At 69.6% G+C, this 12,085-nt stretch carries 11 protein-coding genes; 8 read left to right on the top strand and 3 right to left on the bottom strand.

The genetic code is table 11. The features are described 5' to 3' along the window. Positions 1-30: 30 nt before the first annotated feature. Genes NP095_RS14595 through NP095_RS14585 form a run of 3 tightly spaced genes read left to right on the top strand, consistent with a single transcriptional unit; the run spans position 31 to position 2,406 of the window. Positions 31-810: an FkbM family methyltransferase gene (locus tag NP095_RS14595; RefSeq protein ID WP_232418478.1), complete on the top strand. Its 780-nt coding sequence runs from the start codon at positions 31-33 to the stop codon at positions 808-810. A 56-nt stretch (positions 811-866) separates the two neighbouring features. After that, positions 867-1,565: an FkbM family methyltransferase gene (locus NP095_RS14590; RefSeq protein WP_232418481.1), complete on the top strand. Its 699-nt coding sequence runs from the start codon at positions 867-869 to the stop codon at positions 1,563-1,565. Positions 1,566-1,581: 16 nt separating this feature from the next. Further along, the gene (locus tag NP095_RS14585; protein ID WP_232418483.1) at positions 1,582-2,406 is read left to right on the top strand and encodes a class I SAM-dependent methyltransferase; all 825 of its coding nucleotides are present in this window, start codon (positions 1,582-1,584) and stop codon (positions 2,404-2,406) included. 15 nt (positions 2,407-2,421) lie between these two features. On the opposite strand, the gene NP095_RS14580 is transcribed toward NP095_RS14585, so the two are convergent. Then, on the bottom strand, positions 2,422-3,135 hold the full coding sequence (locus NP095_RS14580; protein ID WP_232418485.1) for a MerR family transcriptional regulator: 714 nt from the start codon (positions 3,133-3,135) through the stop codon (positions 2,422-2,424). Between the two features lie 125 nt (positions 3,136-3,260). Between NP095_RS14580 and NP095_RS14575 the strand changes: the two genes are divergently transcribed. The 3 genes from NP095_RS14575 (at position 3,261) to NP095_RS14565 (ending at position 7,363) form a co-directional block, all read left to right on the top strand. Further along, positions 3,261-3,767 carry a VanZ family protein gene (locus NP095_RS14575; RefSeq protein ID WP_232418487.1) on the top strand — a complete coding sequence of 169 codons (507 nt, stop codon included), beginning with the start codon at positions 3,261-3,263 and terminating at the stop codon, positions 3,765-3,767. A 154-nt stretch (positions 3,768-3,921) separates the two neighbouring features. Beyond that, positions 3,922-5,136 carry an acetyl-CoA C-acetyltransferase gene (locus NP095_RS14570; protein WP_232418489.1) on the top strand — a complete coding sequence of 405 codons (1,215 nt, stop codon included), beginning with the start codon at positions 3,922-3,924 and terminating at the stop codon, positions 5,134-5,136. Positions 5,137-5,170: 34 nt separating this feature from the next. Next, the gene (locus tag NP095_RS14565) at positions 5,171-7,363 is read left to right on the top strand and encodes a 3-hydroxyacyl-CoA dehydrogenase NAD-binding domain-containing protein (protein WP_232418490.1); all 2,193 of its coding nucleotides are present in this window, start codon (positions 5,171-5,173) and stop codon (positions 7,361-7,363) included. A 64-nt stretch (positions 7,364-7,427) separates the two neighbouring features. On the opposite strand, the gene NP095_RS14560 is transcribed toward NP095_RS14565, so the two are convergent. Then, complete coding sequence (locus NP095_RS14560) at positions 7,428-8,936, bottom strand: sugar transferase (RefSeq protein ID WP_306173265.1); 1,509 nt, start codon at positions 8,934-8,936, stop codon at positions 7,428-7,430. A gap of 187 nt (positions 8,937-9,123) precedes the next feature. Between NP095_RS14560 and NP095_RS14555 the strand changes: the two genes are divergently transcribed. After that, positions 9,124-9,705: an LPXTG cell wall anchor domain-containing protein gene (locus NP095_RS14555; RefSeq protein ID WP_232418491.1), complete on the top strand. Its 582-nt coding sequence runs from the start codon at positions 9,124-9,126 to the stop codon at positions 9,703-9,705. Between the two features lie 48 nt (positions 9,706-9,753). Next, the gene (locus tag NP095_RS14550; RefSeq protein ID WP_232418492.1) at positions 9,754-11,538 is read left to right on the top strand and encodes a DUF4012 domain-containing protein; all 1,785 of its coding nucleotides are present in this window, start codon (positions 9,754-9,756) and stop codon (positions 11,536-11,538) included. 14 nt (positions 11,539-11,552) lie between these two features. On the opposite strand, the gene NP095_RS14545 is transcribed toward NP095_RS14550, so the two are convergent. Continuing rightward, complete coding sequence (locus NP095_RS14545) at positions 11,553-12,080, bottom strand: arsenate reductase/protein-tyrosine-phosphatase family protein (protein ID WP_232418493.1); 528 nt, start codon at positions 12,078-12,080, stop codon at positions 11,553-11,555. Between the last annotated feature and the right edge of the window lie 5 nt (positions 12,081-12,085).

The raw sequence follows: 12,085 nt of genomic DNA, 5'->3' as shown, positions 1-12,085 counted from the left end.
CGGCGCCCGACCGTGCCGATACCGTGAAGCATGCTGTCGCGAACGCGGTCCCACGTTCTGCTCGCGCCCTTCCGGGTCCACAACTACCGGACCTTGCGACGCAGTCTCCGGGCGTACACGAACCCGATCAGCACGCTGTACCGGTACGTCTCGAACCGCGGCGACTATCCGGTCGAGATCGGGGTGCGGACGCCCGTCGGCCCGGTCAGGGTCACGGCGCCGACGTTCCACGACCTCCGGACGATCAACGAGGTCTTCTGCCGCGGGGACTACGCGGTCGGCCCCGATGTCAGGGTCGTCGTCGACGTGGGCGCGAACATCGGCATCAGCGCCCTGTTCTTCCTGACCCGGAACGAGAGCAGCCGGGTCTACTGCTTCGAGCCGTCTCCGATCAACGCGCCGCGCCTGCGGGCCGCGCTCGCCCCCTTCGGCGACCGCGCCGCCATCAGCGAGACGGCCCTCTCGGACCGGGACGGTGTCTTCGAGTTCAATGCCGAGCCCGTCGGACGCTACTCCGGTCTGGTCGCCCCCGGGTACGCGCGCGACCTGGTGAACGTGGTGCAGGTCCAGACCGTCAACATCAGCGACGCCCTGGACGAGATCCTCCAGGTCGAGTCGTTCATCGACGTGCTGAAGATCGACACCGAGGGCAGCGAGGAGGCCATCTTGCGCTCCATCCGCCCCGACCTCCTGCCGAAGATCGGCGAGATGTTCGTCGAGGTGAACCTCGACGAGCCGCTCTTCCCGGACCACTTCACCCAGGTCAGTCGTCCCGACGGCATCGCTCACTTCCGCGCCCGCGAGCACTGATGCAGGCACGGATTCCCACCCGCGCGAGCACGGCCCGACGTCGTTAGGCTGCACGCGTGCCCTCCGTCGCCACGCGACTTCGCAATCGAGCCGTCACGGCGGCGTTCCCCGCGCTGTTCCGGGTTGACGAGCGCCGGTCGGACCTGGTCCGTCTCGGGACGCCGTACGGCGGGTGGTGGGTGCCCGAGAGTCTCCTCGGCCCCGAGAGCGTCTGCTATCTCGGCGGCATCGGGACCGACATCAGCTTCGATCTGGCGATGATCGAGCGATTCGGCTGCCGGGTGTGGGGGATCGACCCGACGCCGAAGGCACTGGACTGGCTCGGCGACCAGACGCTGCCGGAGCAGTTCAGCTTCCTGCCCGTCGGGCTCGCGGGTGAGCGCGGAGAGCTGAAGTTCTTCCTGCCCGAGAACCCCGAGCACGTCTCGGCCTCGGTCAAGAACCTGCAGAACACCGGCGACTACTTCACCGCTCCGGTGCAGACGATCGCCCAGACGATGGAGGCGCTCGGGCACGACCACGTCGACCTCGTGAAGCTGGACATCGAGGGTGCGGAGCACGAGACGATCCGCCGGATGCTCGCGGACGGCATCCACCCGAAGGTCCTGCTCGTCGAGTACGACCAGCCCGAGCCGGTCGCGTGGCCGCGCGCGACGACGCGACTGCTGCGTGAGAACGGCTATCGGCTGGTCAAGCTCGAGAAGCTCAACCTCACGTTCGTGCGGCAGGAGGAGCCTGTCCGGCACGCCGGCTGATCGGTAGGTTCGGGACATGCCCAGCCGAGAGTTCAAGGACCGGATCAAGGGGAGCCGCGCGGCCCCGGTGGCCGCTCTACCGCTGCGCGGTCGCCTCGTGGGACGCCACGTGGGGCGTCAGGTCAAGGAGGCGGCGCGGTGGATCGTCCGGTCGCGTGAGCACGAGAACTTCACGTACGACCTCACGCCGCGGAACCTGGAGCATCTGGCCTGGTTCGTCGCTGCCGTGACGCCTTGCACGGTGACCGAGGCGCGGGGATACATCGCCGAGATCGAGGGCGATGCGCAACTGCGCCGGCATGCGCAGGCGCGCGCTCGCTCCGGCCCGCAGCCGGGGCTCTCGGACGTCTCGATCCGGTACGGACGCCGCGTCGGCTGGTACGCGATGGTGCGCGCGACGCGGCCGAACGTGGTCGTCGAGACGGGCACGGACAAGGGACTGGGCACGCTGGTGCTGGCTGCGGCCGTGCGACGCAACGGCGTGGGCCGGGTCGTGACGGTCGACGTCGACTCCGCGGCCGGTCATCTCATCGCGGAGCCCTACGCGGGGTTCATCGATCAACGCATCGGGGATTCCCTCGACCTGCTGACCGGCTTCGGCGAGCCGGTCGACCTGTTCCTGCACGACAGCCTGCACACACCCGAGCACGAGGCCGCCGAGTTCGCGGCCGTGGCTCCACTCCTCTCATCGGACGCCCTCGTGCTCTCCGACAACGCGCACGTCACCTCGGAGCTGGCGTCGTGGGCCGAAGCGACCGGACGGCGGTTCCTGTTCTTCGACGAGCGTCCGGCCGGGCACTGGTATCCGGGCGCCGGGATCGGGGTTGCCGTCTCGTCCTGAGGAGGGGGCGCGCGGTCAGCTGCGGCGCCGGACCGTCTCGCGCTTCTGCTCGTCGACCGCCTGCTCGTAGGCCGTGACCAGCGCCTGGATCGTCAGGGGCTTGAACCGCTCGATCATCGCCGTCGTCGCCTCGGGCGGCTGCCCGGAGGACTTCAGGTGCGGCCAGACCTGGTCGCGGAAGAGCGCCGTCAGCTCGTTGGCCAGCGCCGTGCCGTGGGCCAGGATCAGCTTGCGGGCCGCGTGGGCGGCCTCGATCGGCAGCTCCGCGTCGAGGAATCCGATGCCGACGGCCAGGTGGGCCGGGGCCAGGCGGAAGACGTCCTCGTCGGGAGTGGGCTCGATGACGCCCAGGGCGATGAGCAGCTCCAGGTCGTCGTCGGAGAGCGATCGGCCGGCTCGCTTCTCCAGCGCCGCACGCTCGACCGATTCGGGGAGGTCCGGCATCCACGGGGCGAGCAGGGTCCGGTGGAGCGCGACCTGGTCGGGGCTGGCGTCCGCCGGGATCTTCTCGAGGTAGCCCTCGATCGCCTGCAGGGTGAAGCCGTGGGCCTGGAGCTCTCGCACCAGCTCGAGGCGGGCGATGTGGTCGGCGCCGTAGTACCCGTTGCGGCCCTCGCGTCGCGGCGGCGGGATGAGTCCGCGCCCGGCGTAGAAGCGGACTGTGCGCACCGACATCCCGACGCGCTCGGCCAGCTGCTCGATGCCGATCGACTCCACGGGCTCGTTCACGGTGACGAGACTAGTGCGAGCAGTCGCCCGGGCGTCAGTGCCAGTCGGCCTCGACGCGACGAACGTCACGGGAGGTGCTCGCTGACGGTCCGCCGTCGGCTCGGGCCGGTCCCTACGCTGGTTCGATGCAGCCCGAGCCCCGTCCGTACGGCATCGCGGCCGGCATCGCCGGCGCCTATGCCGTGCTGCTGGCGCTCATCGGGTGGTGGCCGCGGCACGTCGACTCCGGCCTGGGCCTGGTCGATCAGCCTGTCGTCCACTCGCTGGCGGACGCGCTGTCCGTGCCACCGGGGCACGTGGTCGCGGCGGGCGAGGTGATGGCGAACGTCGTCCTGTTCGTCCCCATCGGCCTGTTCCTCGCCCTCGGCTGGCGTCGGGCGTCGATCGGCGTCGCCGCCGCGGTCGCCCTGGCCGTCTCGGTGGGCATCGAGGTCGTGCAGTGGCTGGCCCCGATCGACCGGACCGCCTCCGCCGTGGACGTCGTCGTCAACGTCGCCGGCGGCTGCCTGGGATTCGCTGCGGTGCGCGCGGTGCGCGGACGCCCCCGCGCGCAGCGGTGGGTGGTGGGCGGTCTCGCCGTGATCGTGCTGCTCGTGGCGGCGGTCCTGGTCCGGGGCCTGACCGTCTCCTGAACCGCCTCAGCGCCCTGAGAACCCGGGCCGGAACGGGGTGCCACACCCTCGCGCGGCTTGGGATCGGGATGAAATACTGGGGCCCTATGGCCACTCTGACAGTAATGGTGTCAGAATCAGCGCCAACGCTTTTCTTCCGGCTGTGAGGACATCCATGACCGAGGCATTCATCTACGACGCCATCCGTACCCCTCGTGGGCGCGGCAAGAAGACCGGGTCGCTCCACGAGGTCAAGCCGATCTCGCTGGTCAACGGCCTGCTCGACGAGATGCGGGTGCGCAACCCTGATCTCGATCCCAACCAGGTCGACGACGTCATCCTGGGCGTCGTGTCGCCCGTGGGCGACCAGGGCGCCGACATCGCCCGCACCGCCGTGCTGGCCGCCGGATTCGGCGAGCAGGTCGCCGGTGTGCAGCTCAACCGCTTCTGCGCCTCGGGCCTGGAGTCGGTCAACCAGGCCGCGGCTCGCGTGAAGTCGGGCTGGGAGGACCTCATCGTCGCCGGCGGCGTCGAGTCCATGAGCCGTGTGCCCATGGGTTCCGACGGCGGCGCCTGGGCGATGGACCCCAAGACGTCGCTCGACACGGGCTTCGCGCCCCAGGGCATCGGCGCCGACCTGATCGCCACCCTCGAGGGCTACAGCCGCGAGGACGTCGACACGTTCGCCGCCGAGTCGCAGGCGCGTGCCGCCAAGGCGATCGCCAACGGCTACTTCGACAAGTCGATCGTGCCGGTCAAGGACCTCAGCGGTCTGACGATCCTCGACCACGACGAGTTCGTCCGCGAGGGCACCACCGTCGAGTCGCTGTCGGGCCTGAAGCCCTCCTTCGCCGACATCGGCGACCTCGGCGGCTTCGACGCCGTCGCGCTGCAGAAGTACGTCGACGTCGACCGGATCAACCACGTCCACCACGCGGGCAACAGTTCGGGCATCGTCGACGGCGCCTCGCTGGTGCTGATCGGCAACGAGCGTGCCGGTGAGCGTCACGGCCTCAAGCCGCGTGCGCGCATCGTCTCGACGGCCGTCATCGGCTCCGAGCCGACGATCATGCTGACGGGCCCCGGCCCCGCCTGCCGCAAGGCGCTGGACAAGGCCGGCCTGTCGATCGAGGACATCGACCTGCTCGAGATCAACGAGGCGTTCGCCGCCGTCGCGCTGAAGCTCATGCGCGACCTCGACGACTTCCCGCACGACCGCACCAACGTCAACGGCGGCTCGATCGCGATGGGCCACCCGCTGGGTGCGACCGGCGCGATGATCCTGGGCACGCTCGTCGACGAGCTGGAGCGCCGCGAGAAGCGCTACGGCATGGCCACGCTCTGCATCGGCGGTGGCATGGGTATCGCCACCATCGTCGAGCGCATCTGATCCGACCGACCCCGAAGACCACGAAGGAATACGCATGACCACTACCGACGCGGTGCGCTACGAGGTCGAGAACGGCATCGTCACGCTGACGATCGACGATCCGGACCAGAGCGCCAACACGATGAACGAGACCTACCGCGCCTCCATGGAGGCCGCGGTCGACCGTCTCGCTCGCGAGGTCGCCGAGGACGGCGACTCCATCAAGGGTGTCATCGTCACGAGCGCGAAGAAGACCTTCTTCGCCGGCGGCGACCTGAAGCTCATGACCCAGGCGACGCCGGACGACGCCCAGGCGCTGTTCGACAACGTCGAGTCCATCAAGGCCACGCTGCGCAAGCTGGAGAAGATCGGCAAGCCGGTCGTCGCGGCCATCAACGGCGCCGCCCTCGGTGGCGGCCTCGAGATCGCCCTGGCCTGCCACCACCGCATCGCCGCGGAGGGCCGCTACGAGATCGGCCTGCCCGAGGTCTCGCTGGGCCTGCTGCCCGGCGGCGGTGGCGTCACGCGCACGGTGCGCATGTTCGGCATCCAGGACGCGCTGATGAACGTCCTGCTGCAGGGCCAGCGCAACAAGCCCGAGAAGGCGCTCAAGATCGGCCTGATCGACGAGATCGTGCCGGCGGGCGAGCTGATCGTCGCGGCGCGCGCCTGGATCGAGTCCAACGCGGGCAACGAGGAAGCGGCCTCGCAGCCGTGGGACCGTCCCGGGTACAAGATCCCCGGCGGCGCCCCCAGCAACCCCAAGCTGGCGGCCTTCCTGCCCAGCTTCCCGGCCAACCTGAAGAAGCAGCTCAAGGGCGCGCCCTACATCGCCCCGCGTCACATCATGAGCGCCGCGGTCGAGGGCGCCCAGGTCGACGTCGACACCGCCAGCCGGATCGAGTCGCGCTACCTGGTGAACCTGCTGATCGGTCAGCAGTTCAAGAACATGACGCAGGCGTTCTTCTTCGACCTCGGCGCGATCAACGCCGGCGGCTCCCGTCCCGAGGGCATCGCTGTCCGCAAGGCGGAGAAGCTGGCCGTCCTGGGCGCCGGCATGATGGGCGCGGGCATCGCCTACGAGGCGGCGCGTGTGGGCATCGAGGTCGTCCTCAAGGACATCAGCATCGAGGCTGCCGAGAAGGGCAAGAGCTACTCGGACAAGCTGCTGACCAAGCAGGTCGAGCGCGGCCGTCTGACGCAGGAGAAGAAGGACGAGATCCTCGGCCGGATCCAGCCCACCGCCGACTACGCCGATCTGGCCGGCTGCGACTTCGTCGTCGAGGCCGTCTTCGAGTCGGTCGAGCTGAAGCACAGCGTCTTCGGTGAGCTCGAGCCCATCGTCAACGGCGATGCGCTGCTCGGCTCGAACACGTCGACGCTGCCGATCACCACGTTGGCCGAGGGCGTGCAGCGTCCCGAGGACTTCATCGGCATCCACTTCTTCAGCCCGGTCGACAAGATGCAGCTCGTCGAGATCATCGTGGGCGAGAAGACGTCGGACGAGGCCCTGGCCCGTGCGATCGACTTCACGAAGCAGATCCGCAAGATCCCGATCGTCGTCAACGACAGCCGCGGCTTCTTCACCTCGCGCGTGTTCGGCACGCTCGTGATGGAGGGCGTCGAGATGCTGGCCGAGGGCGTCGACCCGACCCGCATCGAGCGCGCCTCGCAGCTGGCCGGCTTCCCGGGCCAGCCGCTGGCGATGTCCGACGAGGTCTCGCTGACGCTGCAGCAGAAGATCGAGGGCGAGGCCCGCAAGGCCGCCGCCGCCGAGGGCAAGGAGCTGCCGGTCACCCCCGCGATGGAGGTCGTCAACAAGATGGTCGAGCTCGGTCGCCCGGGCAAGGCTGCCGGCGCCGGCTTCTACGAGTACCCCGAGGGCGGCAAGAAGTTCCTGTGGCCCGAGCTGTGGGACCTGTTCGTCAAGGAGGACGCCGATGTCCCGCTCGAGGACATCAAGGAGCGTCTGACGTTCATCATGGCGCTGGAGACGATCCGCTGCTTCGAGGAGGGCGTCATCCGCCAGGTGGCCGACGCCAACATCGGCTCCATCTTCGGCATCGGCTTCCCGCCGGTCCACGGTGGCGCGCTGCAGTACGTCAACGGCTACGAGTCCGCCGCCGGCGAGATCGGCGTCAAGGCGTTCACCGAGCGTGCGCAGCAGCTGGCCGAGAAGTACGGCGAGCGCTTCAGCCCGCCGGCGCTGCTGATCGAGAAGGCCGAGAAGGGCGAGAAGTTCGCCTGATCCGCCCCCGGCAACGACGAAGCCCCGGTCCACTGGACCGGGGCTTCGTCGTGTGTTCGGGTGGTCAGACCGCGCCGTCCTTGGCCAGCACGGCCCGCAGGGTCCGGAGCAGGAGCTGCAGGTCGCCCACCAGCGACCAGTTCTCGACGTAGTGCATGTCCAGCTGGATCGCCTCCTCCCACGCCAGGTTGGAGCGGCCCGAGACCTGCCACAGGCCGGTCATGCCGGGGCGCACCCGCAGTCGGCGCCAGTCGCCGTGGTCGTAGAGCGCGACCTCGCTCTCGCGCTGGGGGCGCGGCCCGACGAGGCTCATGTCGCCGCGCAGCACGTTGAACAGCTGGGGCAGCTCGTCGATGGAGTAGCGGCGGATGACGCGCCCGACGCGGGTGATGCGGGGGTCGTTCTCGACCTTGAACAGCGGTGCGCCGTCGGCGCCCTGGGCGGCCAGCAGGTCGCGCAGGCGCGCGTCGGCGTTGCGGTGCATCGAGCGGAACTTGATCATCGCGAAAGGCTCGCCGTCGCGCCCGATGCGCTCCTGCCGGTAGAAGACCGGTCCTCGGCTGGTCGCCTTGATCGCCACTGCCGTCACGACCATGAGCGGCCACGCGACCATCAGGATCACGAAGGCGCCGACGATGTCGAGGGCCAGCTTGGGCCAGTTGCCCGCCTCGGCGTACTGCGGCTTCTTCACGTGGACGAAGGGCATGCCCGCCACGGTCCTCATCGCGATGCGCGAGCCCGAGACCGGCAGCAGGTTCGGCGAGAGCATGAGGTCGATCCCGGCGGCCTCGAGGTCCCACGTGAGATCGCGCAGGCCATGGTGACCCAGCTCGTCGGTGGAGGAGACCACGACCATGTCGGCCTCCGACGCGTCCAGCGCGGGGGCGAGCGCCGTGGACCCGCCCACGGAGGGGATCAGCCGGTCGCCGATCCGGAGCAGCCTGCGACCCTCGGGACCTTGGGGACGCCAGGCGCCGGTCACGTCGAGGCCGGCATGCGGGTTGCGCGAGAACCACTGCGCGATCTCCTTGGCCGCGGCGGGCTGGCCCACCACGAGCACCCTCTTGACGTGGTGTCCGCGCAGGAACTGCCGCTCGCGGAAACGTCGCCACGCGCGCCGCGAGAACAGCACGGCCGCCAGGCCGAGCGGGAAGGCGATGGCCAGGTAGCCGCGGGAGAGGTTCAGCTCGGCCAGCAGCGAGACGATCGCCAGCACGCCGAAGGTGGTGACCGTCGCGCTCACGACGCGCTGGTACTCGTCGCTCGTGCCGAGCACGTTGAAGCCGCGGGACCCGGCCAGTCGCAGGGCGCCCCACCACACGAGCGCCAGCAGCACGCCGAACTTGGTGTACCCCAGGCCGAACTGCGGCTCGATCGTGTCGGCCGACGTGCCGAGCCACAGGTACTCCGAGGCGACGATGGCGCTGATGAGCAGGACGAAGTCGGTGGTCGCGACGTACAGGATGTGGCGCTGGCGCGCGGCGGTCACGGCGCCGATCGGAGAGCGGCGAGTCGCGGTGGTGCCCCCGTGGTCGGCAACCGGAGAGTCCTCGCGGCCTGTGTCGACTGTCACACCCTCACGATAACCCCGCGGTGCAGGGGGGCACTGTGACACATCTCTCGCCTACGTAGAGGCATTTTGTGGTAATGGAGTGACGGATGTGACCAATGTTACGAAAATTAGGTGTTCGACAACCATCAGACTGCGTGCAACCATGAAATGACGCGTGCATCACATTCTTTCGAGGGGAACCCTTTTCATGTTCCGCAGAACGCTTCAACCACTGACTTTCCTGATCGGCCTCGGGGCCCTGCTGGTCCTCGCCCTCGCCGGTCCCGCATCCTCCGAGGGCTACGGAGACCCCGTCATCGTCCAGAACGGTGGCGCCGAGGTCGTCGAGCCGGGTGAGACCTTCACGGTGAGCCTCTCGTCCAACGTCGAGTGCGCCTGGTCCTCCACCTTCAACGGCCAGACCGGCCCCGCGGCCGTCGGCTTCGACTACAACCCGACGTTCACCGCGCCGACCGAGCCTGGCACCTACGAGGGCACGGTCGTGTGCCGCTACTCCAGTGCCGGCCCGTTCCGCCCCGTCGCCTACAGCCAGGACGCGACCACCGCCGCCGGTCGTGACCAGGTGATCAGCCAGACCTTCACCGTGATCGTCGATGCCGATGCCGGCAACGGCGATGGCAGTGGCGCCGGCACCACCGGGTCCGCCGGTGACAGCTCCGGCGCGCTGGCCGACACCGGTGGTTCGAACTGGGAGCTGCTCGCCGCCGGCGCCGGCCTGCTCGTCGTGGGTGGCGGCGTCGCCATCGCCGCTCGACGTCGCAAGTCCTGAACACTCACCTCGGCCGGCTGATCAGTCGGCACGCCTAGGATGGCCGCCATGTTTTCTCGGATCACATGGCGGTCTCCTGCTGTCTGGCTGACCACCGGATTCGTCCTGGCCGTCGTGGGATTCGCGCTGGTTCCGTTCATGTTGGAGGCCCGGACCGTGGCCTCCAGCCTGCTGCGTGCCCAGGACGAGGCCACGCGGCTGAAGGACCAGCTGGCATCCGGTGACGCCGAGGGTGCTCGCGGCTCGCTGAGCCGACTGCAGGCCGACAGCGCCGAGGCCCACCGCGTCAGTCGCGGGGGCATGTGGGACGCCGCCGCCAAGGTCCCGTGGCTCGGCCGCAACGTCGAGGCGGTGCAGATCACCTCGGCCTCGATCGACGACATCGCGTCCCGCGGACTGCCTCCGGTCGTCGAGGCCGGAACCGCGCTCTCTGCCGACAGCTTCAAGCCTCGCAACGGCACGATCGACGTCAAGGCGCTGGCCGCGCTGGCTCCGGCGGTGGCCTCGGCCAGTGACGTGCTGGAGCGGAACGCCGACCGGATCGGCGCGATCGAGGCCGAGAGTCTCGTCGGCCCGCTCGTGCGTCCCGTGCTCGACCTGCAGCGTCAGATCGACGACGCCGACCGCGCCGCGGACGCCGCCAGTCGCGTCATGCGCCTGGCGCCCGCCTCGCTCGGCGCCGACGGCGTGCAGAACTACCTGCTGGTGTTCCAGACCAACGCCGAGATCCGTTCCACCGGCGGCATGGGCGGCGTGTTCGTGCTGCTCAGCACCGAGAACGGCACGATCACCCTCGGCGAGCAGTCCAGCTCCGAGGATCTCAACCGGGGCACGGACGGGACGCGCCTCGCGGACGCCGCGCTCAGCGACGACGAGAAGCGGGCCTTCGGCACGCTCATGGGCCGCGACGTCCGCGCGGCCAACATCAGCCCCGACTACCCCCGCGTGGCCCAGATCTGGGCCGACCGCGCCGAGGCCGCCTACGGGGTCGACGTCGACGGTGTGATCAGCCTCGATGCCGTGGCGATGTCGTACGTGCTGCGCGGCGTCGGGTCGGTCGACGTGGGCGAGGGCGCCAAGCTCACCGCCGACAACGCGATCGACCGGCTGCTGAACGGGGTCTACCTCCAGTACGAGGACCCGGCCGATCAGGACGCCTACTTCGAGGCGGCCACCAGCCGCACCTTCGAGGCCGTCATGAGTGGTCGCGGCGACTGGACCCAGGTGGTCTCGTCGCTGTCCGAGGCCGTGGGCGAACGACGGTTGCAGGTGTGGTTCCGCGACGGGGAGCGTCAGCGGGTCATCGCCTCCACCGATGTCGCCGGACGGGTCGTCCAGGCCGACGACACCCCGCACGTCGGGCTCTACATCACCGACTCCGCCCAGTCGAAGATGCAGTACTACCTGCGATACGACACGCGCGTGAAGGCCACGACGTGCTCGGCCGATCGTCGCCAGACGATCTCGGTCACCACGTCCTTCCGCAACCAGTTCAGCGGCGATCCGAAGAAGACCCCCTGGTACATCGTCGGCCGCGGCGACCGCACCGCGAAGGGCAACCAGCTGCTGACCTACCGGTTGCTGACACCCAAGGGCGGGCAGGTCACCGGCTTCACGATCGACGGGACCGAGCAGTACCTGGCCTCCAGCAAGGTCACCTACAAGGACCGTGCGGTCCAGTACGGCACGCTGAAGGTGCCGCCCGGGGACGAGATCTCGGTGACGTGGCAGGTCCAGACGGCTCCGGGCGCGGTCGCGGACGCGCGGTACTTCGAGACGCCCGGCATCGCCACCTCCAGCAACGACGTCCGGGTGCCGAGCGCATGCCGGTAGCCCGGGGCGGCGCCTCAGTCGTCGAGGCGGTCGAGCACGTCCGCGATCGTCCGGACCGCGGTCTCGATGCGTGCGGCGACGTCGGCATGGACCTCGGTCGGCTGGCCGATCGGGTCGACGAGGTCGACATCGCGCGGGCCGCGCGAACGGGCGGCGGCCGCGGCGGAGACCAGCCCGGCGACGTCCGTGGCCTCGACCTGGGTGCACAGGCCGGCGAACTCGACCAGCGTGAAGGTGCGCCGCAGGGCGCGCGGATCCAGGTCGAGCACCTCGGCGCGATGCGACCGCGTGGCGGTCAGCACGAGGTCGGCCGCAGCCACGAGGTCGGACCTCAGCTGGCGCGCCGTCCGATCGGGCACGGGCACGTTCCTGGCGCGCAGCTGGGCGGCGGACGCGGGATCGATGGGCTTGCCCCGCGGCGCCATGACGCCGGCACTGGTCACCTCGAACCGGCTGGCGTCCAGGAGTTGTGCCAACATCGCTTCCATGACCGGGGACCGACAGACGTTCGCCGTGCAGACGACCAGGATCCCGTGACTCACGGGCA

It is taken from the genome of Aeromicrobium duanguangcaii, from assembly GCF_024508295.1.
Lineage (GTDB): Bacteria > Actinomycetota > Actinomycetes > Propionibacteriales > Nocardioidaceae > Aeromicrobium > Aeromicrobium duanguangcaii.
Note: the sequence above shows the minus strand (reverse complement) of the source record. Positions and strands in the feature narration are given on the sequence as shown.

Coding starts and splice junctions, on each gene's coding strand:
- NP095_RS14575 (WP_232418487.1), top strand. CDS start 3,261: ATGCAGCCCGAGCCCCGTCCGTACGGCATCGCGGCCGGCATCGCCGGC.
- NP095_RS14570 (WP_232418489.1), top strand. CDS start 3,922: ATGACCGAGGCATTCATCTACGACGCCATCCGTACCCCTCGTGGGCGC.
- NP095_RS14595 (WP_232418478.1), top strand. CDS start 31: ATGCTGTCGCGAACGCGGTCCCACGTTCTGCTCGCGCCCTTCCGGGTC.
- NP095_RS14565 (WP_232418490.1), top strand. CDS start 5,171: ATGACCACTACCGACGCGGTGCGCTACGAGGTCGAGAACGGCATCGTC.
- NP095_RS14550 (WP_232418492.1), top strand. CDS start 9,754: ATGTTTTCTCGGATCACATGGCGGTCTCCTGCTGTCTGGCTGACCACC.
- NP095_RS14585 (WP_232418483.1), top strand. CDS start 1,582: ATGCCCAGCCGAGAGTTCAAGGACCGGATCAAGGGGAGCCGCGCGGCC.
- NP095_RS14555 (WP_232418491.1), top strand. CDS start 9,124: ATGTTCCGCAGAACGCTTCAACCACTGACTTTCCTGATCGGCCTCGGG.